15 protein-coding genes and 1 riboswitch are annotated in these 22,691 nt (G+C 70.4%); of the genes, 7 read left to right on the top strand and 8 right to left on the bottom strand.

From position 1 onward, the window contains the following. Positions 1-89 precede the first annotated feature (89 nt). Positions 90-857: a helix-turn-helix transcriptional regulator gene (locus KBX63_RS36375; RefSeq protein ID WP_307871659.1), complete on the top strand. Its 768-nt coding sequence runs from the start codon at positions 90-92 to the stop codon at positions 855-857. A 28-nt stretch (positions 858-885) separates the two neighbouring features. Here KBX63_RS36375 and KBX63_RS09315 read toward each other — a convergent pair whose 3' ends face one another. Both KBX63_RS09315 and KBX63_RS09310 read right to left on the bottom strand, forming a co-directional pair. Further along, positions 886-1,383, bottom strand: coding sequence for an N-acetyltransferase (locus tag KBX63_RS09315; protein ID WP_210910570.1), 498 nt, complete (start codon positions 1,381-1,383; stop codon positions 886-888). A gap of 11 nt (positions 1,384-1,394) precedes the next feature. Beyond that, positions 1,395-1,835: a helix-turn-helix domain-containing protein gene (locus tag KBX63_RS09310; protein WP_210910641.1), complete on the bottom strand. Its 441-nt coding sequence runs from the start codon at positions 1,833-1,835 to the stop codon at positions 1,395-1,397. 97 nt (positions 1,836-1,932) lie between these two features. On the opposite strand from KBX63_RS09310, the gene KBX63_RS09305 reads away from it, so the two are divergent. The 5 genes from KBX63_RS09305 to KBX63_RS09285 all read left to right on the top strand — a co-directional run bounded on the left by KBX63_RS09305 (position 1,933) and on the right by KBX63_RS09285 (position 6,372). After that, complete coding sequence (locus KBX63_RS09305) at positions 1,933-2,790, top strand: NAD(P)H-binding protein (RefSeq protein WP_210910569.1); 858 nt, start codon at positions 1,933-1,935, stop codon at positions 2,788-2,790. A gap of 203 nt (positions 2,791-2,993) precedes the next feature. After that, the gene (locus KBX63_RS09300) at positions 2,994-3,359 is read left to right on the top strand and encodes an alpha/beta fold hydrolase (RefSeq protein ID WP_210910568.1); all 366 of its coding nucleotides are present in this window, start codon (positions 2,994-2,996) and stop codon (positions 3,357-3,359) included. A gap of 206 nt (positions 3,360-3,565) precedes the next feature. Continuing rightward, positions 3,566-4,498, top strand: a complete 933-nt coding sequence (locus KBX63_RS09295; protein WP_307871658.1) for an ion transporter — start codon at positions 3,566-3,568, stop codon at positions 4,496-4,498. A 99-nt stretch (positions 4,499-4,597) separates the two neighbouring features. Next, a complete protein-coding gene (locus KBX63_RS09290) occupies positions 4,598-4,948 on the top strand; it encodes a TraR/DksA C4-type zinc finger protein (RefSeq protein ID WP_210910566.1) in 351 nt (116 codons plus the stop codon). A 95-nt stretch (positions 4,949-5,043) separates the two neighbouring features. Then, a complete protein-coding gene (locus KBX63_RS09285; protein ID WP_210910565.1) occupies positions 5,044-6,372 on the top strand; it encodes an alpha/beta hydrolase in 1,329 nt (442 codons plus the stop codon). A 47-nt stretch (positions 6,373-6,419) separates the two neighbouring features. Here the strand turns inward: KBX63_RS09285 and KBX63_RS09280 are convergent, their stop codons facing one another. The 4 genes from KBX63_RS09280 to KBX63_RS09265 form a co-directional block, all read right to left on the bottom strand. Beyond that, the gene (locus KBX63_RS09280; protein ID WP_210910640.1) at positions 6,420-7,415 is read right to left on the bottom strand and encodes a ribonucleotide-diphosphate reductase subunit beta; all 996 of its coding nucleotides are present in this window, start codon (positions 7,413-7,415) and stop codon (positions 6,420-6,422) included. A gap of 38 nt (positions 7,416-7,453) precedes the next feature. Next, positions 7,454-9,787, bottom strand: coding sequence for a ribonucleoside-diphosphate reductase subunit alpha (locus KBX63_RS09275; RefSeq protein WP_247662024.1), 2,334 nt, complete (start codon positions 9,785-9,787; stop codon positions 7,454-7,456). A gap of 199 nt (positions 9,788-9,986) precedes the next feature. Beyond that, positions 9,987-10,204: riboswitch (cobalamin riboswitch) on the bottom strand. 81 nt (positions 10,205-10,285) lie between these two features. Beyond that, positions 10,286-10,945: a phosphotransferase gene (locus KBX63_RS09270; RefSeq protein WP_307871657.1), complete on the bottom strand. Its 660-nt coding sequence runs from the start codon at positions 10,943-10,945 to the stop codon at positions 10,286-10,288. Positions 10,946-11,017: 72 nt separating this feature from the next. Further along, complete coding sequence (locus KBX63_RS09265; RefSeq protein ID WP_307871656.1) at positions 11,018-16,564, bottom strand: GH92 family glycosyl hydrolase; 5,547 nt, start codon at positions 16,562-16,564, stop codon at positions 11,018-11,020. 573 nt (positions 16,565-17,137) lie between these two features. Here KBX63_RS09265 and KBX63_RS09260 point away from each other — a divergent pair. Beyond that, positions 17,138-18,160: a LacI family DNA-binding transcriptional regulator gene (locus KBX63_RS09260; protein ID WP_210910562.1), complete on the top strand. Its 1,023-nt coding sequence runs from the start codon at positions 17,138-17,140 to the stop codon at positions 18,158-18,160. A gap of 38 nt (positions 18,161-18,198) precedes the next feature. Here the strand turns inward: KBX63_RS09260 and KBX63_RS09255 are convergent, their stop codons facing one another. Further along, on the bottom strand, positions 18,199-19,227 hold the full coding sequence (locus KBX63_RS09255) for a LacI family DNA-binding transcriptional regulator (protein ID WP_210910561.1): 1,029 nt from the start codon (positions 19,225-19,227) through the stop codon (positions 18,199-18,201). A 346-nt stretch (positions 19,228-19,573) separates the two neighbouring features. After that, positions 19,574-22,672 carry a beta-L-arabinofuranosidase domain-containing protein gene (locus tag KBX63_RS09250; protein ID WP_247661976.1) on the bottom strand — a complete coding sequence of 1,033 codons (3,099 nt, stop codon included), beginning with the start codon at positions 22,670-22,672 and terminating at the stop codon, positions 19,574-19,576. Between the last annotated feature and the right edge of the window lie 19 nt (positions 22,673-22,691).

Raw genomic sequence — 22,691 nt, 5'->3', positions numbered from 1 at the left:
CGACCACAGCAGAGGTAGTCCACAAACGTGTCGACGCCGGGCCGTTCGCCGTTGCGACCACCGGGCAGACGGCCCACCTCGACGTCGAGGTGGGCGCCATCGACGGACTGGTGATCTGCCGCGCCCACACCGCGCGGGTCGACCGCACCTGTGATGGCACGGCCCACCGGTTCGCTCCCGGCGACGTCTTTCTCGCGACCCGGCCCGACCTGCCGTTCAGCGTGCGTTGGCACCCCGGCGAGGTGGAGATCTGTGTGCTGGACCTCGCGGTGCTCTCGCAGGTCGCCACCGCCGCGCCGGGCCGGCGACCCGGTCAGATCCGGTTCACCGACATCGGCCCGGCCTCGGCGACCCTCGCCCGACAGTGGCGCAACACCACCAGCTACGTCAGCGACGTCGTCCTGAACAACCCGATCGCCAGCGCGCAGCCGCTGGTGATCGGCAACGCCGCGCGAATGCTCGCCGCGTCGGCGCTCACCGTCTTTCCCAACACGGCGGTCACCGATCCGACCGTTCAGGACCGACGCGACGCCAACACCGCCACGTTGCGCCGCGCCATCGCCTTCATGGACGAGCACGCCGACCGGGACATCACGGCGGCCGACATCGCGGACGCCGCCGCGGTCTCGCTACGGGCGGTACAACTCGCCTTCCGCCGTCATCTCGACACCACTCCGATGGCGTACCTGCGTCGGGTCCGGCTCGATCGGGCCCACCACGACCTGCTCCTGGCCGACCCTCGCTGGGACACCGTGTCGGCGATCGCGAGTCGGTGGGGATTCGCCAACCACAGCAGGTTCACCGCCCGGTACCACGCCAGTTACGGAGTACCGCCCCGCGAGACGCTCAACGCCTGACGGCCAGGCGGGCACCGTCACGGACGGCTCACGAGGCGCGCGGCAGCGTGAGCCACTCCTGCCAGCTGATGTCGCGGCCCAGATAGCGGGGCTGGCGGAAGGGCCAGTCGGCGGCGATCCACCGCGGCACGAGCGCGTCGAGCGCGCGCTCGTCCTCGCCGCCGACAAGGTCGTCCACCACCCACCAGGAGACCTCGCCGTCGGAGCCGGTGCGCTCGGGCGGGTCGATGTAGACGCAGCCCAGGATCGCCGTCTCCTCCTCGTTCAGCAGCGCGTAGTTGAACGACTGGTGCGCGGCTATCTCCTTCTCGTGCCGCAGCAGGTCGATGCGGTCCTCTTCATAGGTCATCGTCGCCGGGGGCCAGGCCCAGGCCGGGCCGAAGATCTCCCACAGGCGCTCCCGGGAGCCCATCACGGCGGGGTAGTCGAGCGCGGTGTCCGCCTCCCGGATCGGCCGCAGGTGCAGCGACGTGCCGGGCACGGGCACGTGGACGGGGTGGACGAATTCGTCGGGCAGCCAACTCATGAGGGCTGAGGCTACAACCCGGTCGACGCGGGATGATCAAGGCGGCGTGGGTGCCCCTGGCCGCGGTCGCGCTCGTGGGCGTCGCGGGCGGTCTGCAACTCGGGCACCGAGGCCTCCAGCAGGTCGGCGAGGCCGCGAAGCTGCTCGGCGACCCGGGCGCCGAGGGGCGTGAGCGAGTATTCGACACGCGGCGGGATCGCCGTGAGGACCTCGCGGGTGAGCATGCCGTCGCGCTCGAGGGTCTGCAGGGTCTGGGAGAGCATCCGCTCGCTCACGCCGTCGATGCGGCGACGGAGCGCGTTGAACCGGTACCGACCCTCGCCGAGCGCCAGCAGGGCCAGCGAGGCCCATTTCGAGGTGACGTCCTCGAAGGCCGCGCGGGAGGTGCAGCCGCGCGCGAAGACATCGCTGACAAATTCCTGGGTAGGCCCCGCCGGGTCCTGGGCCGGCATGTCGCTCACCTCAGCAGCCTACCCCACAGTTACGTAACGGCATGTGCTGTAGTTTCGTAAGTGCCTACAGGTTTGCGTCACCGCATCGGAGGTTGCCATGCCCACCTATGCCCTCACCGGCGCCACCGGCCGACTGGGCCGGCTGGTGATCGAGCAGCTGCTCGACACCGGCGTACCCGCCGCCGAGATCGCCGCCATCGTCCGCACCCCGGAGAAGGCCGCCGACCTCGCCGCGCGTGGCGTCGAGATCCGTCGAGCCAACTACGACGACCCGTCGACGCTGCCCGGCGCCGTGGCCGGCGTACGCCGCCTGCTGCTCATCTCCGGTGACACGCCCGGCCAGCGGGTGCGCCAGCACACCGCGGTCATCGACGCGGCCAGGCTCGCCGGGGTCGAGCGCCTGATCTACACGAGCATCCTGCGCGCCGACACCACCACCAACCCGCTGGCGCCCGAGCACAAGGCCACCGAGGAGATCCTCACCGCCTCTGGCCTCCCCCACACCGTGCTGCGGAACAGCTGGTACACCGAGAACTACACCGACCAGCTGCCGCAGTACCTGCAGAGCGGCACGATCCTCGGCGCCACCGGTGGCAGCAAGGTCTCCGCCGCGACCCGGGCCGACTACGCGGCCGCCGCAGCCGCGGCGCTGACCCGCGAGGAGAACGACAACACCGTCTACGAACTGGGCGGCACCGCCTTCACCTTCGACGAGCTGGCCGCGGCCGTGACCGAGGTCACCGGCACCACGGTCGTACACCAGGACCTGTCGGCCGCCGAGCTGGCCTCGGCCCTGGAGAACGTCGGGCTCGACGCCGGCACCGCCGGGTTCGTCGCCGCGCTCGACCACTCCATCGCGATCGGTGAGCTGGTCACCGACAGCGACGACCTCAGCCGGCTGATCGGCCGGCCGAGCACCCCGCTGCACGACGCGATCCGGGCCGCGCGGGCCTGACCGTCGGCCGCGCCGATCGGCAGCCCGGGCGGGCGACGGGTGGCCACACCCGCAGCCCGCCCGGCGCGCTCCGCCCACCACCGCCGGCAGGACCGGGTGGACTACCGTCGCCGCGCTCACCGGCGAGTTCGACGAGCGGGTCGACCGCGTCCCGGTCCCCGTTCGCGGCCCCCCGGGGACGGGCGGACGCCCCACCGAGGTCGGTGCCATACACCTTCGAGCAGGACATCGACGATCTTGCCGTGGTGCTGGAGCACACCGGGTCCGGCAACGTCGTCGGCCACAGCTCCGGCGGCTTCATCGCGCTCCAGGCCGCGCTCCGGCTGCCGATCAACCGGCTCGCCCTCTACGACGCCGCCGTCTCCATCGACGGCGGCTTCCCCGCCGCATGGCTCGACGCCGCACAGGAGGCGCTGCGGGCCGGCGACACCGCCCGGGCCCCTGCGTACGCCGATCGGCCGGATGATGGGCGACCTGCTGCCGATGACCCTGGACGGGTCACGACGCCATCAACCGGGCCCACCCCCGGCTCGTCGACCCGATCGCCACGTTCTTCACGGCCCCGGTGACACCGGAACGGACCGTCCATCTCTGACGCGCCAGGCGGTCGCCGCCCGTGGCCGCGAACGAGACGGACCACTGCGCGTCGGGCGCTTGGTTAGGGTGAGGGCATGCCCGCACGCCGCCCGCACCGCCACGACGACGGCCGGAGCTGGGCCCGCCCGGCCGCCTCGGCACGCACCACCGAGCCGGGCAACTGGTGAGTGGCGCACGCGTGCCCGCCCAGCGAGGCGAGCCGACCGCACCCGCACGCCTCCGGTCCAGAGTGGTCGACGCCTGCGGCCGGCTCGCCCGGTCGCGCCCCTTCGAGATCGGCATCGTCGTCGTCATCCTCGCCAACGGGGTGGTCCTCGGCCTGGAGACATACCGGGGCCTGACCGTGGCGAGCGCCGCGCTGCACGGGCTGGAGCTGTTCTTCCGTGCCGTCTTCGTCGTCGAGATCTGCATCCGGCTGGCCGCCTACGGCCGCCGCCCGCAGGATTTCTTCCGGCACGGCTGGAACGTCTTCGACTTCGCGGTGATCGCGGCGATCTTCATTCCGGGCCTGCACGGCGACCCGGCGCTGCTACGTGTGGTGCGGGTCGCCCGGATGGTCAGGTTGGTGCGTTTCTCTCCGGGCCTTCGTACCATCGTCTCCGCCCTGTGGCGCAGCCTGCCGGGCGTCGGTGGTTTCCTCGCCCTGGCCGTGGTGACGCTCTACGTGTACGGCATGGCCGGTTGGCTGATCTTCGGCAGCAGATTTCCGGATCAGTACGGCGACATCGGCCGGTCCCTGCTGACGTTGTTCGTGCTGTTGTCGCTGGAGACGTTGCCGGACCTCATCGAGCAGGGCATGACGATCTCGCCGTGGACGCTGCTCTACTACGTCAGCTACGTGGTCATCACCGTCAACCTGCTGCTCAACATCCTCATCGCGGTGATCGTCAACTCGATGGAGGAAGCACGCCGGCTGGAGATGACCGAACGCCTGGCCCCGGGGTACGACGAGGACGGTGACGGCGCACCGGACGAGGTGGATCGCATCGCGATCAGCCAACGGCTGGACGACCTGCGCGCGGTGATCGCCGAGCTGGAGCGGGAGCTGCGGATCGACCGGGACGACGGGCACGGCCGGTCGCACCGCGAGGACGCCCGCGCCGGACGCTGAGCCGACCGCCGGTGCTGGCCCGCACACCCGCAACTTCAGGTAGACCCGCGTCAGGACCAGGTCGTTGTCGACGGCCGTCCGCGGTACCGTCGAGCGGTCATGACCAGGGACTCCAGCGCGATGCGGACGGAGCTGCTCCGGCTACGCGACCAGGCCCAGGCCCAGGTAGCCGCGTTGGACAGCGATCTGCGGAGCCTCTTCGAGGCCTCCCGGTCGTCCAACGCCGATGACGAACACGACCCCGAGGGCAGCACGATCGCGTTCGAACGGGCGCAGCTCACCGCGGTCCTCGACGCGACGCGCCGGCGCCTCGCCGAGCTCGACGTGGCGTTGCAACGGGTCGAGGCGGGCACCTACGGCAGGTGCGAACGGTGCCTGCGTCCGATCCCCGCCGAGCGACTCGCCGCCCGCCCCTCAGCACGCACATGTGTCGGCTGCGCAGGCGGTTGAACCGCGGCCGAAGAAGGTGTGGACCGCCGGCCCTCCCCCTGAGACGATGCTTGCGCTGCTAGTGCAAATAGTTCGTCTACCGAGGTGGAGGATCGATGAACACGTCCCGACGGAGACTGCTCTCCCTTGTCGCCGGAGTGGCACTCGCCGCCGGCCCGGCCGTCGCCGCCGTTCCGGGCGCCGCCGAGGCCGCCACCACCCCGTCGTACCGTCCAGTGATCTTCGTGCACGGCAGCGCCGGGTCGGCGTCGCAGTTTCAGACCCAGGCCAAGCGCCTGGCCAGCAACGGCTACCCGATCGAGATCATCGAGGCGCACGAATACGACTCGCCGAACATCGCCACGATCCTGCCCCAGGTGTACGCGGGGCTGGACGCCCGGATCTCCCGGCTGCTGACGGCGACCGGAGCGGACCGGGTGGATCTGCTCGCGCACTCCCTGGGCACCTTCGTCATGCAGGGATACCTCGCCAGTTCCCCCGACCGGGCCGCCCGGGTCGCGCACTACGTCAACCTGGACGGCCGCACCGCGGCGGCACCGCCGGGCGGCGTACCCACGCTCGCGATCTGGGGCGAGGGCGACCCGGCGCGGGCCGTCGCGGGCGCGAGCAACGTCTACTTCCCGGACCAGTCCCATACCCAGACGGTGTCGTCGCGGGAGTCGTTCGGCGAGATCTTCCGGTTCTTCCAGGGCCGCGCGCCACGCACCACGAGCATCGTGCCCCAACTCTTCGGCACCGCCCGGGTCTCCGGCCGCGCGGTGCTCTTCCCGAGCAACGCCGGCGTCGCCGACGCGACGCTCGAGGTCTACCCGGTCAGCTCACTCACCGGCGGTCGGCTGTCGAACCGGCCCGCGCATCGGGTGCCACTCAGCGGCGACGGTTCGTTCGGCCCGTTCCCGGTGCTCGCCACAGCCCGGTACGAGTTCGCGATCGTGCGCGCCGGAGCGGCGACACACCACTTCTACTTCCAGCCGTTCCTCCGCTCGGACTCGTTCCTGCGCCTGGCGACGAGCCGGCCGGGCGAGGGACTCGGCGCGCTGGTCGACACCAGCGACCGGCACACGGCGCTGACGATCCAGCGCCAGAAGGAGTGGTGGGGCGACCAGGGAGACGCCGGCGACAACCTCTGGATCAACGGTCGGGACGTCCTGAACCCGGCGAACACGCCGCGCGTCAAGAGGACGATCGCCGTTTTCGCGTTCGACGACGGCAGTGACGGCGTCACCGACCTGACCGCTCCGCTGCCGGAGTTCTTCAGCCAGGCCTTCATCACCGGCATGGACGTGTTCATCCCGGCCGCGCCGGCGCACCTCGGCCTCGTTCGGATCACGGTGGGTCAGCGCGGCGGCGGGTACGACCTGGTCAACGTGCCCAACTGGAAGTCCAGCGCGCATCGCGTGACGGTGAACGTCGACGACTTCTGAGGGAGAGGGAGGCGACGACGGATCCGCCGTCGGCTCCCCCTCACGCCCTAGAAGTCGTCGTCGAAGGCGACCGTTCCGCTGACCCCGACCTGGTACGCCGACACCCGCCGCTCGAAGAAGTTGGACAGCTCCTGCACGTCCTGCAACTCCATGAAGGCGAACGGGTTGGCCGACCCGTAGTGCGGCGCGATCCCGAGCTGGGCGAGACGCCGGTCGGCGACGTGCTGGAGGTACTCACGCATGTCGTCCAGCGTCAGGCCGGGCACGCCGTGGCCGAGCAGGTCCTCGGCGAACTGGACCTCGCACTCGACGGCCTCGGTGAGCATCTGGCGGACCTGGCCGGCGAGGTCCTCGTCGAACAGGTCGGGTTCCTCGCCGCGCACGGTGTCGACGACGTCGAACGCGAAGGCCATGTGCATGGACTCGTCGCGGAACACCCAGTTGGTACCGGAGGCGAGGCCGTGGAGCAGGCCGCGCGAACGCAGGAAGTAGACGTACGCGAACGCGCCGTAGAAGAACAGCCCTTCGATGCAGGCGGCGAAGCAGATCAGGTTGAGCAGGAACATCCGCCGGTCCTCGCGGGACCGCAGCTCGCGCAGGTTGCTGAGGGAGTCGATCCAACGGAAGCAGAAGTCGGCCTTACGGCGGATCGAGGGGATGTTCTCGATGGCGGCGAAGGCGGCGAACCGCTCGGTCTCGTCGGGCACGTACGTGTCGAGCAGGTTGAGATAGAACTGGACGTGCACCGCCTCCTCGAACAGCTGCCGGGACAGGTAGAGACGGCCCTCGGGGCTGTTGACGTGCTGGTAGAGGTTGAGCACGAGGTTGTTGGCGACGATGGTGTCGCCGGTGGCGAAGAACGCGACCAGCCGGCTGACCAGGTGCCGCTCGGCCGGGGAGAGCTTGTCGAGGTCGGCGAGGTCGGCGTGCAGGTCGACCTCCTCGACGGTCCAGGTGTTGCGGATGGCGTCGCGGAACCGGTCGAAGAAGTGCGGGTAGCGCATCGGGCGGAGGGTGAGGTCCATCCCGGGGTCGAGCAGCATGTTCGTGGTCCTCGTGTCGGTGGTGGTGTCGGCGGCGGTCACTGGCAGGCCTCGCACGACTCGGGGTTCTCCAGCGAGCAGGCCAGCGCCTCCGGGTCGGCCGCCACCGGCGCGACGAGGGCGACGGCGGTGGGCGCGACGGTGGCCTGCTGGATCCGGGTGGCGGGGCGGGACCGCAGGTAGTAGGTCGTCTTCAGGCCGGCCTTCCAGGCGTACAGGTACATCGAGGAGAGCTTGCCGATGGTGGGCGCGGCCAGGAACAGGTTCAGCGACTGGGACTGGTCGATGAACGGCGCGCGAGCGGCGGCCAGGTCGATCAGCGCCCGTTGCGGCAGCTCCCACGCGGTGCGGAACAGCTCGCGGACGGCGGCCGGTAGCTCGGTGATGTCCTGCACCGAGCCCTCAGCCCGCTTGATCGCCGACCGGACCGGCCCGGTCCACAGGCCGCGGGTCTTCAGCTCGCGTACCAGAGCGGTGTTGACCTGGAGGAACTCGCCCGACAGGGTCTCGCGCTTGAACAGGTTGGACACCTGCGGCTCGACGCACTCGTAACAACCGGCGATCGAGGCGATGGTGGCGGTCGGGGCGATTGCCACCAGCAGCGAGTTGCGCAACCCGTACGTGTCCACCCGCTCCCGCAACGCGGTCCACCGGGCGGTCTGCGTTCCCTCGACGCCCCACAGGTCGGGCTGCAACCGCCCCCGCGCCGCCCGCGTCCGCCCGTACGCCGGGTGCGCGCCGAAGCGCCGCGCCAGGTCCGCGGAGGTCTCCAGGGCGGTCAGGTACAACTCCTCGCTGACCCGGGTGGACAACTCCCGCGCGGCCGGGGAGTCGAACGGCAGCCGCAGCGCGAAGAACACGTCCTGCAGGCCCATCAGCCCGAGCCCGACCGGCCGCCAGCGGGGGTTGCTCGCCGCCGCCTGGGCGGTCGGGTAGTAGTTGATGTCGATGACCCGGTCGAGGAACGTGACCGCGGTACGGACCGTGGCGCGCAGCCGCCGCCAGTCGAGGGCGCCGTCGGTGAGGTGGGCGGCGAGGTTCACCGAGCCGAGGTTGCACACCGCGGTCTCGGCGTCGCTGGACACCTCGATGATCTCGGTGCAGAGGTTGGACAGGTGCACCACGTTGCCCGGTTCGGCGGTCTGGTTGCACAGCCGGTTCGCGGCGTCCTTGAAGGTCATCCACCCGTTGCCGGTCTGGGCCAGGGTGCGCATCATCTTCCCGTACAGCTCCCGCGCCGGGACCTGCCGCACGTAGCGGCCCTGCGCCTCGGCCGCCCGGTACGCGGCGTCGAACCGCTCGCCCCACAGGTCGGGCAGTTCCGGCACCTCGTGCGGGTCGAACAGCGACCACACCTCGTCGGCCTCGACGCGGCGCATGAACTCGTCGGGGATCCAGTTGGCCAGGTTCAGGTTGTGGGTGCGCCGGGCGTCCTCGCCGGTGTTGTCCCGCAGTTGCAGGAACTCCTCGACGTCCGGGTGCCACGGCTCCAGGTAGACACAGGCCGCGCCCTTGCGCCGGCCGCCCTGGTTGACCGCGGCGACGCTCGCGTCCAGCGTGCGCAGCCACGGCACGATCCCGTTGGACTGCCCGTTCGTGCCGCGGATCAGCGCGCCCCGGGACCGGACCCGGGAGTACGCGATGCCGATGCCACCGGCGAACTTGGACAGGTTGGCGATCTGCGCGTACCGCTGGTAGATCGAGTCCAGTTCGTCGCGCGGGGAGTCGACCAGGTAGCAGGAGGACATCTGGGTGTGCCGGGTGCCGGAGTTGAACAGCGTCGGCGAGCTGGGCAGGTAGGCCAGGCTGGACATCAGCCGGTAGAAGTCGACCGCCTCGTCCGGCGTACGCGACAGGCCGCAGGCCACCCGCAGCAGCCAGTACTGCGGGGTCTCCAGCACCAGCCGGCTGGTCGGGTGGCGCAGCAGGTACCGGTCGTACACCGTGCGCAGGCCGAAGTACTCGAACCGCCGGTCGCCGTCCGGGTCGACGGCGTCGTCGAGCGTCCGGGCGTGTGCGGCGACGAAGGTGGCGGTCTCGTCACCGATCAGTCCCTCGACGTGGCCGAGCCGGATCGCCGCGCTGAACGAGGTGATGCCCTGCCGGCGCACCTCCTTGTCCACGTAGCCGGCCAGCAGCCGAGCGGCCAGGCGCGAGTACTGCGGTTCCTCACCGATCATCTCGGCCGCGGTCTGGATGGACAGTCGATCCAGCTCCGCGGTGGTCGCGCCGTCGTAGAGGCCGCTGATCGTCCGGGTCGCCACCCGCAGCGGGTCGACGTCCGTCAGGTCGTCGGTCCACCGCTCGACCGCACGGACGATCTTGTTCACGTCCACCGGTTCGCTGGCGCCGTCGCGCTTGCGGACGTGCATCTGCGTCCGCCGCCGGCCCGGCAGGGCGGTGTCGCCGCCGGTCGGGACCACCTGGGTGACTGTCACCACTCACTCCTCGCGAGTTCGAGACCTGATGGCCCTCGGACGCGAGGAGACAGACACCGGCGGACGCCACGCCGGGCGTGGGTCAGGGGGCGTCGGCCGTCCCACGCGGCGTCGGACCGCCGCCCACCCGGGTGCGGGTGCACGGCGCGCTGGCAGGTCTTCGGACTTGTGGGCACGACCGGGCTCGCCGGTCTCCTACTGGCCGTCGCTTCCCAGGCCGCTTGGCGGCCCAGTGCTGATGACGGCGGTCGTTCCCACTCACCGCTGCGGGGCAGTCCCGGATTTCCACCGGGTTCCCTCTTGCCTCGACCGCTACCGATGAGCGGCCGAACCAGCTGCGCTCGACACCATATATAGGGACGACGCCATTGTCACACCCCACATCTCGGGCATGGGCGTGTCGGCGGTCCAGTGGGTGACGACGGTCACCGGTCAGCCGGCGCGGGTGTGGACCAGGGTGACGGCACGGTCCAGCGCGGCCTTCTCGACGGCGGAGAGCGTGGGATTGCCCCGTCGAACGTCCAGCGCACGCCGCAGTTGGCTGACCCGGGGCGGTTCCGCGTACCGCTGGAACGCAGCGAGGCCCGCCCGGCTGCGCTCCGCGAGGTCGGCATCCGGACCGACCGCCACCTCCGCCATGATCAGCGCGGTCATGGCCAGATCGAAGTCGGCCGGTCCCTCGGCCGCGTTGTGCCAATCGATGACTACCGGACCGCGCGAGGTCAGCATGATGTTGAGCGGGTGCAGATCGAGGTGCAGGACGCGCTCCGCTGGCTCGGCGCCGAGTCTGGCCGGCAGGCTGTGGAGGCGATCGTGCAGGTCCACGAGCAGCTCGGCGGCGGAGTCGATGCCGATCCAGCCGACGAGCAGTGCCTCCAGCAGGGTCTGGCCGTCGAGCCGTTCGAGCACCAGGTCGGGGCCGTCGGCGGCGTACACCACCGGCACCGGGTAGCCGGCTGCGGCGACGTACGCCATCACCGCCACCTCCGGCGCGGTGTCCCCGCCGTCACGGTAGCGGCGCAGCACGCGCGCCCCGTCGAGCGCGAAGACGTCCGCCTCCCGTCCGGACGCCAGCAGCACGTGATCGTCCACGATGGCCGACGCTAGCAGCGCGTGGGGCGGGCCGTGATCCGGCCCGCCCCACGCGCCACCGCTACCGCCGACTCACTTCGTGACGGTGAAGGGCAGCGCGACCCGCGTCACCGACCTGGCACCTACCAGCGTGACGACGGTCGAGCCGACCTTCGCCGCCCCGGGGACGCTGACCGTCGCGCCCGCGATGACGCCGTCACCATTCGCGCGCACGGTGCTGACCGCGAGGCCGTCACCGAAGCTGACCGTGACCGCCTCGTTCGGAGCGAATCCGGCACCGTCGACCGTGATCGACGTACCGCGCGGTCCCGCCGCGGTGGTGAGCGCCGCCTGCGGTTCGTAGGTCGGCTTCTCCGGCTGCCCGGTCACCTGGACGGTGGCCGTCGCCGGCGTCCGCGAGGACGCGCCGGTGGCGGTGACGGAGTACCGGCCGGGCTCGGCGTCACCGGACGTCGCGACGGACGCTCGTACCGCTCCCGATGCGGACGCCGAGACCCTGATGGTCCGCGCCGGACTGGTTCCGAGCGTCACGGTCACCTGCTCACCGCCCGCGAAACCGCTGCCGTTGATGGTGACCGCGTCACCGCTGGTCACAGTGGCGGACGCCGACACCGCGATCGCCGGTTGAGACGCGCCACGAGCCACGGTCACCGTGAAGGTCCCGGTGCTGCTCGACAACGTGTCCCACGCGGTGACGTGCACCGTGTAGGTGCCCTCCTGCGCGTAGGTGTGCCGTCCACTCAGCGCACCGTCCGGGCCGACCGTGACGTCGTCCGGAACCGTGCCGTCGCCCCACTGCACCCGGGCGCGGTAGCCCGTCGTGCCGGGAACGCCGCCGCTCACCGAGCCGAGGGTGGTCGAGAGGACCTGACCGGCGATCGCCGTCTGGTTCTTCGGGGCGGTGGTCACCAGCGCGGCGGCCGGCGTGCCGTCGTTCGCGATGGCGAACACGTGGATCCGGCCCGCCGAGCCGGGGTCGCCGGTCTGCGTCGGCAGGGTCACCGAGACGAGCGTCTTGCCCGCCGGGATCTGGTACGGCGCGGTGGCGAACAGGAACGGCTGCGCGCCGTCCCGGCTCGTGCCGCTCAACCGGTACGCGGCCTTGGCGACGACGATGTTGCCGTACGACGGGGTGCCGTTGGCGTTGCCGCCCAGCGTCCAGTCACTCATCTGGATCGGGATGCTGGCCGTGCTGCCGTCGCTGAACGTCGCCGTGCCGGTGGTGTTCTGGTTGCCCTGCGTGCCGGCGCCGATGAACGAGATGCTCCTGGCGTCGGTCGGCAGGTTGAGAACGACCGTCCTGCCGTTGCCGGTGGTGTTGTCCGGTTGCCCTGCCGGGACGGTCGGCAGCGTGAACTGCAGCGCCGTTCCGGGCACCTGGTGCCGCTGGCCCTGGGTCACGCCGGCCGCCGTCAGGGCGGCCCGCGAGTACGCCCACGACTTGGCATCGCAGTTCGCCGCGAGGGCGCCCTCGTCACCGATGCAGACGGTGTCGAAAACCGCGGTGAGGCCGGAGCTCGGCGCGTAGGCCACGTCGACGCCGACCGTGACCGAGCCCTGGCCGGTGCCGTCGGTCACCGTGACGCTCGCCTGGTGATGACCCGGCGTGGCGTAGGTGTGCGAGCCGCTGACGCTGTAGACGGCCCGCGAGCTCAACGTCAGGGTGCCCTCGGTGACCGGTGAGCCGTCACCCCAGTCGATGGTGGCCTGGTAGCCGCTGGCGGTGCCCCCGGTGACGGAGGCCAGTGGCACCGAGACAGGTACGCCGGACGTCGCGTGCACGCTGCCCGCGGCGGTCACGGTGATGTCGCCGCCACCGACCTCGATGTCGCCCCCGGCGAGCAACTCGATCTCGGCGAGGTTCGCCTGCGCGGCGTCGACGGTCCTGGTGACGACGAGGCGGAACTGCGCGAACCGTCCCGGCTTGTCGATGGTGAACGGACGGCTCTGGCTGCGCCACCGGAACACCTCGCCCTTGCGGGAGTCGACGGTGCTCCAGGTGATGCCGTCGTTGGAGCCCTGCAACCGCCAGTCCGCCGGATCGCCCACGTTCGCCCCGGAGGTGAGGGTGTAGTAGGTCGGCTTCTGCCTGGCGCCACGGGAGGCCCAGCTGACCTGCGGTGTCGCGGTGGTGAACGTCAGCTGCGTGGTCGACGAGTCGTCGAACAGCTTCGACGCGTCCCGGCCGCCAGTCGCGGTCGCGGTGCCGAGACCCGGGCCGGTGACATCCCGCAGTGGCGTGGGCGCCTTGTCGCCCCTGGTCAGTGACGGCGGCGCGTCGTTCCTGCCGGTGCCCCAGGACGACGGCTTGGGGCCCATCTGGAAGTCGATCGTGCCGCCCCTGGCGAGCGCGGACACGTCGACGGACAGCTCGCGCTGATTCTTTCCGTTGACCTTGACGCCCTGCACGTACACGTTCTTGGTGCTGTTGTTCGGCGCGTTGACGACGATGTCGCCGCTCGTGCGGTGGACGGTCATCCTCGTGAACTGCGGCGAGCCGATGGCCCAGTGGGACGACCCGGCCTGGAGCGGGTAGATGCCCAGCGAGCTGAGGATGTACCACGACGACATCTCGCCGTTGTCCTCGTCGCCCAGGTAGCCCTGGCCGATCTCGCTGCCGACGTAGAGGCGCTGGAGGATCTCCCGCACGATCGCCTGCGTCCTGGCCGGCGCGCCGGCGTAGTCGTACATGTACGGGATGTGGTGCGAGGGCTGGTTGCTCATGCCGAGCTGGCCCATCCGCACCGCGCGCGCCTCGAGCATCTCGTGGATCGTGCCGCCGTACCCGCCGGGACGGTCGGCGTTCTCCGGGGTGGCGAAAAACTGGTCGAGCTTGTCGCGCAGCGCCTTCTGCCCGCCGTACAGGTTGGCCAGTCCCTGGCCGTCCTGCTGCGCGGTGAACGCGAAGTTCCACCCGTTGGTCTCGGTGTAGACGCCGCCCCAGTCCAGCGGGTCACCGGCGAGGAAGGTGCCGGATGCGTCGCGACCCTGGAAGAGCTTCGTCTCCGGGTCGAAGAGGTGGACGTAGTTGCGGGCGCGCTCCAGGAAGTACCGCGACTCGTCCTTGAGCCGCTCGCGCTCCGACTTCGGCGTGGCCGGGTCCTTGGCCAGGGCCACGCCCATGTTGCCGATGCCGTAGTCGTTGATGAAGCCTTCCAGAGCCCACGACACCGACTCTCCGGTGGAGGTCGGCGTGTAGCCGAGGAACAGCGAGGTCTCGATGCCCTTGCGGCCCACCGCGCTGCGGCCGGACGCGACGGTCGCGTCCTTGACCGCCGCGTCGTACGCCCCGAGCGGGTCGGGCAGCTTGACGCCGGTGAGGTACGCCTGGGCCAGTGCCACGTTCGCGCTGGTGCCGGTCATCAGGTCGGCGTAGCCCGGGGACGACCAGCGGGCGATCCAGCCGCCGTCGCGGTAGTGCTGGACGAACCCGTCGGAGATCCTGGCCGCGACGTCCGGGTACAGCAGCGCGTAGGCGGGCCACACGGTGCGGTAGGTGTCCCAGAAGCCGTTGTTGACGTAGATCTGGCCGTCGACGATCTTCGCGCCGGTGTGGGTGGCGGTCGACGTGCCGGTCGGCGCCGACACCGGGCTCGCGTACTGCCAGCGCGGCGCGGCGGCGGTGCCCGTGTTCTCCGACTGGGAGTTCGGGTACAGGTTCAGCCGGTACAGGTTCGAGTACATCGTCACCAGCTGCGTCTCGGTCGCGTCCCGTACCTCGACCCGGCCGAGCCGGTCCTGCCAGGCCGCGGTGGCGGCGGCGTGGACCTGGTCGAAGCTCTTCCCGGTGACCTCCAGGTCGAGGTTCCGGTGCGCCTGGTCGACCGAGAGGAACGAGGTCGCGATGCGCATCGTCACCTGGTGGTTGGCGGAGACGTCGAAGGTGGCGGCCGTCGCGGAGGAGGCCGTGGGCGCCCGGTCGAAGGCGCCGGACACGAACATCCGGCTACGACCGGCCGAGAGGCCACTCCCGTTGTCGACCCAGCCGGTGAACGTGCCGTCGGCGCCGATGGTGAACGTGCCGTTGTAGAAGACGAGGCTTCCGGTGGCCTGCCCGGACGGGAAGGTGAAGCGCATGATCCCGGCGTGGTCGGTGGGCGACATCTCGGCGGTCATGCCGTTCTGCAACGCGACCCGGTAGAGGTCCGGCTGCGCCGTCTCGTCCTCGTGCCGGAAGGCGAGCGCCCGGCTGGAGGGCGGCCCGGTGAGGGGTCCGCCGCCGGCGACCGGCATGACCGACATCTGGTTGCGGTCACCCATCCACGGGCTCGGCTCGTGCGAGATCGCGAGGCCCTGCAGGGTGGGCAGGTTGGCCGCGTTGTTGACCCGGTGGTACTGGTACTCCCACGAGTCGGACGTCGCGTCGGTCACCGGAGTGAAGAAGTTGAAGCCGTTCGGCACCGAGGTGATCGGCAGGTTGTTGCCGCGCGAGAACCCGCCCGTCGAGTTGGTCCCGCGTCGGGTGTCGACGTAGTTGGTCAGCCGCGAACCGTCGATCGACGCCGGGGAGGCCGTCACCGCGACGTCGTCGAGCCAGCCCTGGAACCGGGTCTCCCTCGTCGCCTGCGGGTTGTCGTAGGCGAGCAGGATGCGGTCGATCGTCTTGCCGCGTGCAATCGCGCCGATGTCGGCCTGCACGGCGTTCCACTGGTCGGCGTAGAGCACCTTCGACGCACCCTGCCCGGCCGCGGTGAGCACGTAGCCGTGCTGGTCGACGGGCGCGAGGCGGCTCAGGTAGCTACCGTCGGTGAAGTGCAGGTCGACTGCGGCGTGGGTGGACGGGTACCGGGCGTCCTGACCGGTGAACTCGGGGAAGATCTTGTAGGAGAGCCGGGTCTTCGGCCCGACCGGGATGTCGACGTCGAAGAGCCTGTTGGTCGCGTACGAGCGGCCGGCTGCTTCGGCGCCGCCCGCGTACCGGAGCGAAGCCAGGCCGGTGAATCCCACCCCCGGCTTGGTGGTGTAGCCGCCGGCCGGACCGGCGCCGGTGACGCTGACCATCGGAGTGGCCGGCGGCTCGACGTCCGAGCCGTCGCTGATGTCCCAGCCGGCGAGCTGAACGAGGGAGTCACCGGAGTTGGCGGTGACGTTCAGCCGGTAGTAGCCGTAGGCGGTCGTGTTGGTGAAGCTGTAGGTCTTCGTGGCGAACCGGCCACCGAAGGTCTGCCCGGTCTGCCGGTTCAGGTCGGTCCACGTGCTGCCGTCGGTGGAGCCCTGCAGGGTGAAGTCCCTGGGGTCGCGGGTCGGGGCGTCGTCCGCCGAGGTCAGCGCGTACCGCACCACGGGCGCCGGCCTGGTCAGCTGGTACGTCACCCAGCCGGTCGGGTTGAACGCCAGCCACTTGGTCGAGGGGTCGCCGTCCGTGAGCTTCGCGGCGGTCTCGTTCGGCGCGTTCTCGGCGCTCGCGGTCACCGCACCGACCTGATCGAGCAGGCTGCCGGGCAGTCCCGTGCGGCTCGATCCGTTCAGGTTCGCCTGGATCGGCTTCCCACTCCGGTCGACCTCGACGGTGCTCGCGGAGGGTTGCGGGTCGGCCGACTCGAACGAGGAGCTGAAGTTGCCGGGCGGCGCGGTGGTGGGCGCGGCACTGGCCAGGGGCGCGCCGACGAGGAGTCCCACCGGCAGCAGGACCGCGGTTGTCGCGGCGATCAGTCGGGGGGACAGGAGGCGCGCAATGGGGGGATGCGACATAAGGGGCAGGGCCTTTCGCCTCGAACCGGGTCGAGTACGTCAAACGTCTGGGCGGAGTGGACCGTGGCTGGAGCGGTCGGTGGTGCTGGAGGGTGGTGGTGCTACCGGGCGCTCAGGCCGGGTGGACCGTGAGCCCGCCGGTCTCGGCCATGCACTCTCCTTTGGAGTCGCGGCCTGACATCGTTGTCATGAGAACTCGTGACGACGAGGCAGGAGCAGTGGACTGTCGCTGATGGTTCCGGGTGGATCACGGCCGTGTCAATGGGTTCACCGGAGCGAAACACGCTGCCGTCGAGCAGGCCGGCAATGCCTGGGGCTTCGCGGTGACATGCACGGAATCGCCTCCGAAAACCCTTTCGGTACGTTCCCGAAGGCGTGGGAAACCAGCGCCCTCGGCAGCTCCGCCACCTTCCCCGGAGCCAGCGTGCGCACTACGCTTGCGAAAAGGACGGGGGCAGCAGGCACCGCCACTTACCCTGAAATGTTTGCGAAAGGCTTTCGGTGGGCCGACGACGATCCCAGTCAGTGACGTTGAGCGACGTGGCGAGCCGCGCAGGCACCTCCGTGGCCACCGCGTCCAAGGCACTCAACAGCCGCGCCGAGGTCGCCCCGGAAACCCGGGAACGGGTGCTGCGGGCTGCCGCCGAGTTGTCGTTCCAGCCCAACGTGCTGGCCCGCGGACTGATCTCCGGACGCACCCGCACGGTCGGGCTGCTCACCGACGAACTCGGCGGCCGGTTCGCCATACCCATTCTGCTCGGCGCCGAGAACGCCCTCGGCAACGGGCAGATGTCCGTGCTGCTCTGCGACGCCCGTGGCGACGCGATCCGCCGACAGCACTACATCCGCACCCTGCTCGCCCGCCAGGTCGACGGGTTCATCGTGGTCGGCGACAGCAACGACCTGCGCTCGTCGTTGACACAGGACATCCCGGTCCCGGTGGTCTACGCCTACGCCGAGTCGACCGATCCGAACGACCTGTCGGTCGTCGCCGACGACGAGGGCGGCGCCCGGCTCGCCGCCGAACACCTGGTGTCGCACGGCCGCCGCCGAATCGGGCACATCACCGGCCCGGACACCTACCGCGCGGCACGTGATCGAGCCGCCGGCCTACGAACGGTGCTCGCCGAGGCGGGGCTCACCCCAGCCGGCGACCCGCTCTACGGCGAGTGGTCGCAACGATGGGGCCGGCACGCCGCCCGGCTGCTGCTCGCCGCCCGGCCGGACGTGGACGCGATCTTCTGCGGCAACGACCAGGTCGCCGCCGGCGCCGCCGACACCCTGCGAGACCTCGGTCGGCGGATCCCCGACGACGTGGCGCTCGTCGGATACGACAACTGGGAGTTCTTCGCGGCCGACTGCCGACCGCCGCTGACCACCGTGGACCTCAACCTCGAACAACTCGGGGCCGCCGCGGTCAACCATCTCTTCGCCGCGATGGACGGCAATCCCGGCAGCGGGGTCGTCCGGCAACCCGGCCGCCTCGTCGTACGGGAGTCGACCGGCCCGGTCCTCCATCGCTGAGGCCGTGGCCGCGGGTGCGGTGGTACGGCCGACGGCGCTCAGCCGACGGGCAGGGTCGACTCGCGCATCACGACGCGACCGGGGAACTCCTCCGAGCTGGGCGCGGCACCGTCGATCGCCGCGAAGAGCCGTTGGCCGGCCACCTCGCCGAGGTGCTTCAGGTTCATGTCGATGCTGGTCAGCCGTGGGCGGGAGTCCGCCGCGATGGCCTCCCAGTTGTCGAAGCCGATGACCGAGATGCTGCGGGGCACCTCTCGTCCGAAGTCACGCAGCGTCTCCAGGACACCGCGTGCGATCTGGTCGCTGCCGCAGAAGATCGCGTCGACCTCGGGATGCTGCTCGACGACCATGTGCGCGGCGGCTCTCCCCCAGGACTCGTCCCACGACCCGAAGTAGGGCCGGTCGCCGACCATCCGCAGCCCGGCGGCGGCGAGGGCGGCCGCCGCGCCCTCCGCACGGTCCCTCGCCGCCTGGAACCCGGCTTCCCCGGTGATGTGGGCGATGGTGCGCCGGCCGCACGCCAGCAGATGCTCGATGGCGAGCCGGCCACCTCCCACGTTGTCGACCGTGATCGAGATGTCCGCCGGGTCGGCGGAGGGGGCGTAGACGTAGACGACCGGCACGGGGATGTTGCCGGCCAGCGGCGGGCGGGGGTCTGTGCGGGAGCCCACGACGATCAGGCCGTCCACCCGCCGGGACAGCAGCGCCTGCACGTGATGCTTCTCCCGGATCGCGTCGCCGCGCGCGTCGCAGAGGAAGACCGAGACCTGGCCGGCCCCCGACGCGTCCTCGGCGCCCATCAGGATCGGGATCGAAAAGCGCCCCTCCAGGTCGCTCGTCAGCAGGCCGACGGTCCCGGTCCGCCCGCTGAGCAACCCGCGGGCCAGGGCGTTCGGCGCGAAGGACAGCAGCTCCGCGGCCTCCAGCACCCGGACTCTCGTGGTCGACCGCACCTCGCCGCGACCGTTGATGGCCTTGGACGCGGTGGCGACCGACACCCCGGCGAGCTTGGCGACATCGGTGAGCGTGGGCGGGCGGTAGGCGGGGACCTCGGGCTCGGTGGTCATGCGATGCTCCCTCTCAGCGACCGACACAGGTGCGCCGCGCGTCGGCGAGGCCGTCGCCGGGTATCTTGTCGATCAGCCAGCGGAAGCACATCCTAAAACCTTTTCGGGGGTGTTGCGGCGTCGGGTGCGGTCCGCCAGGGCTCCCGGACCCGCTAGCTGGGCCGAAGAGTACACGGGGAGCTTGTGACCCGGTCACCGGCAGAGATGCCATCCCGAAAACCTCTCGAAAGCTCGACAGGGTGACCGTCGATCGCAATGGCAGGACCGCCACCGGAACGGCCGTGGCCCGGTCGGGTCGACCGGGCCACGGCCATCCAGCACGTGGACGGACAGCAGTGGGCGACGCCTACGGAGCGAGTTCCTTGTTGGATCGAGCCGCGCTCGTCACGACGATCGACCGCTCCTTCCCGCTGAGGATTCCGGCCTCGACGAACGCCTGCGCCACGTGGTTGACGGTCGACACGAACTGGCCGTGGTTCCTGAAGGGCGCCTGATCCCAGACCAGGTCGAGGAAGGTCGGGCCGTCACTGCCGGGCGACGGGATGCCCGCCACGGGTACGTCGTAGTTCGGCAGCCCGTCGTTCCGCTTCCGGTTGGGCACACCGGTGTCGACCGACCCGAACACGATCGTCGGCTCGACCCGACGGAAGTACGTCGAGGCGGCCTGCGCGTCGCCGATGTGGTACGGCCGCAGGGTGAAGCCGTGCGTGGTGAAGAGCGCGTCACCCGCGTCCGTAGTGCTCGCGGGTGTGATCGCCGCACGGGAGTAGTCGCCGTCCCGCTTCAGGTGGCGGTACAGGGACAGTTCCCGGTAGTTGCCGACACCCGGGTTGCCGAGGATCTGCATGAGGAGAGGCCCCCAGAAGATCGACTGCGTGTCGGGACGGTCCAGCGCCCGCTCGATCCGGATGCTGAACGGCATCCGGATCTCGATGGTGTCGCCCGGCTTCCAGGTCCGGCTCAGGGTCAGGTAGCTGGCGGGCTTGGCGGTGACCTTCTGCACGACGCCGTTGACCGTGACGATGAAGCCCTTCTCCACCCAGCCCGGCACCCGCAGGTTGATGTCCAGCCGGCCACGGCCGTTGACGGTCAGCCTGGTGCGATCCTCCCGCGGGTAGCTCGTCTCCTGGGTGACGACGAAGCCCTTCTCGGCCCAGGTGAGCGTCGACGGTACGTACAGGTTGACCCACAGCGTCGTGCCGTCGGCCGACTTGAAGTAGACCGTCTCCTGGTACTTGGTGTGGTTCTCCAGGCCCGTCCCGCCGCAGCAGGTCCCGGTGTTGCCGTAGCTACGGCTGATGCCCGGGGTCAACGGCTGGAAGTAGGTGACCTGTGGGTTGCTGACGCTCGTCGTGTCGGCCCGCGAGCCGGCGATCTGGTTGAACAGCCCCCGCTCGTAGTGGTCCATGTACGCCGGGTCGTGCTCGTGGAGGAACAGATTGCGGGCCAGCTTGAGCAGGTTGTACGCGCTGCAGGTTTCCGCACCGCCCTGGGCGATCGAGTTCGCGATGTTGTCCCGGTTCTGGAACAACTCGGTGTTGTTGTTGGAGCCGGGGTAGTTGCCGCCCAAACCACCGTGTGCGTACCTGCGGTGCGGGACGAGCATGCCGAAGAAGTTCTTGGCGGCCTGGAAGTACTCGGGGTCCCCGCTGTGCTCGTAGACACGCATGTATCCGACGAACTGCGGTATGTGCATGTTGACGTGCAGCCGATCCGGGCGGCGCCGACCGGGCCTGGTGGCCGGCGTCGTGACGAGGATGTCGCGGTTCTCGACGCAGGCGTCGAAGAGCGACTCCCGGTTGTCGAAGCGCTTGGCGGTGTCCAGGTGCTTCGCGTCGCCGGTGAGCGCGTAGACCTCGGGGAACACCTCGTTCGCGCCGCCGGACTCGCCGGCGATGTAGAGGTCCCACATGTAGTTCAGGTTGTCCCGGGTGATCGGGCCCGCGTACTGGGGGTGGTTCTTGTCCCCGATGGTCAGCGCGAGGTGCGCCCAGTTGGCCATCTTGACGACGACGTCGAGGGCCTTCTGGTTGTCGGTGTGGTAATACGCGTCGAGCAGACCGCGCATGATCTTGTGCTGCGTGTACCACGGCGCCCACGTGTTGGTGGCCGCGTTGCCGCCGTAGACGGCCCACCGTGGCGGACCGAGCCGCAGCACCGTGTCCTCCGGGAGCGCGCCCAGATAGCCGGGGTGGGTCGGCACCCAGTCGGCGGCCCCGCTGCTCTGGGCCGCGACGATGCCGCCGTCCCGGCCGTTGGGCGAGGCGTCCTTGATCGCGGTACCGCCCTCCTCCTCGAACCGGTACCAGGCGATCGATCCGCCGGCGGTGCTCCCGGTCGGCGAGTCCAGCATCGACCGGACCTCCGCCTGGCTCAGGGCCCGGTCGAAGATGTGGAACTCGTCGATGCTCGCGTCCAGGAACGGATCGCCGTACTGCGACCGCCCGATCCACCGGTTGCCGGGGTTCCCCAGGTTGGCCGGGCTGAGGGTCATGGCCGTGTTCTGGCCGGCCTGCTGACCGTTCACGTACAGCGTGCCGGTCTTTTGGGTGAGCGTGACGGCCAGGTGCACCCACTGGTTGGTCGGCAACGCCGCGTTGCCGTCGATCCGTTGCTCCCCACCGCCACCGCTGACCGTGATCGCGAACCGCGGCACGTTGCCGGTAACCCCAGCACGCGGGGTCAGGAACATGTTGACCGTGGTGTTCTGACCGAAGTCGAACAGCCGGCTCCAGTTCTGGGTGGAGCCGAGGTTCACCCAGGTGGCGATGGTGAAGTCGGCGAGCTGGCTGATCGCCTCCTGCGGCAGGGTCACGTGCTGCGCCCGGCTGGGGCCGTTCAGGCGGAGCGCGCTGCCGAAGCGGCCCGGCACCCGGCCGATCTGCGGCTCCTCCGGTTCCTCATCGCCCGGGCCGCCATCGCCCATGCGCGCGGTGATCGCGGCCTGGCACGCCTCGAGTTCGTCGACCATCCAGTCGAGCTTGCTCTTGAAGATCGGTTCGCCGTGGTCGGCGTAGCCCTGTGCCAGGGCGGTCATGAAGTGGCCGGCCCAGTGGCCGCTGAGCAGCCCGCCGTCCTCCCAGCCTCCGGGGACGGAGACGCCCGGCGGGTTCGGTCGGCCGGACTGGTTGTTGAACAGCACGAGGAAGCGCCGCTCGTCGAGCTGCCGGAGGTAGCTCTTCATGCGGTCGCGCTTCTCCTGGAGCAGGCCGTCGCCCAGCGTCACGTCACGCAGCTGGAACGGCCTGACCGGGGCGGTGCCGCCGGGACCGGCATCGGCCGGGGTCGCGCCCAGGGCGGTCGGGGCGGTCGTCGCCCCGGTGGCCGTCGCTGCCGTGGCAGCGGTCGCCGGTAGCGCGCCCGCGGTGGCCACGGCGGCGGCGCCAATGGCCGATGCCTGAAGTACCTGACGTCGGCTGACGGGCATCTTGTTGGATTCAACCATTGCGGATCGTCCTTTCGGG

Source organism: Micromonospora sp. U21 (genome assembly GCF_018070045.1).
Taxonomy (GTDB): Bacteria; Actinomycetota; Actinomycetes; order Mycobacteriales; family Micromonosporaceae; genus Micromonospora.
This window is presented reverse-complemented; position numbering and strand designations above follow the sequence as displayed.

What these genes read in the sequence shown, in the direction of transcription:
- KBX63_RS09280 (WP_210910640.1), bottom strand. Translation starts at nt 7,415, where the DNA reads ATGCTGCTCGACCCCGGGATGGACCTCACCCTCCGCCCGATGCGCTAC.
- KBX63_RS09315 (WP_210910570.1), bottom strand. Translation starts at nt 1,383, where the DNA reads ATGAGTTGGCTGCCCGACGAATTCGTCCACCCCGTCCACGTGCCCGTG.
- KBX63_RS09310 (WP_210910641.1), bottom strand. Translation starts at nt 1,835, where the DNA reads ATGCCGGCCCAGGACCCGGCGGGGCCTACCCAGGAATTTGTCAGCGAT.
- KBX63_RS09250 (WP_247661976.1), bottom strand. Translation starts at nt 22,672, where the DNA reads ATGGTTGAATCCAACAAGATGCCCGTCAGCCGACGTCAGGTACTTCAG.
- KBX63_RS09255 (WP_210910561.1), bottom strand. Translation starts at nt 19,227, where the DNA reads ATGACCACCGAGCCCGAGGTCCCCGCCTACCGCCCGCCCACGCTCACC.
- KBX63_RS09285 (WP_210910565.1), top strand. Translation starts at nt 5,044, where the DNA reads ATGAACACGTCCCGACGGAGACTGCTCTCCCTTGTCGCCGGAGTGGCA.
- KBX63_RS09275 (WP_247662024.1), bottom strand. Translation starts at nt 9,787, where the DNA reads ATGCACGTCCGCAAGCGCGACGGCGCCAGCGAACCGGTGGACGTGAAC.
- KBX63_RS09290 (WP_210910566.1), top strand. Translation starts at nt 4,598, where the DNA reads ATGACCAGGGACTCCAGCGCGATGCGGACGGAGCTGCTCCGGCTACGC.
- KBX63_RS09305 (WP_210910569.1), top strand. Translation starts at nt 1,933, where the DNA reads ATGCCCACCTATGCCCTCACCGGCGCCACCGGCCGACTGGGCCGGCTG.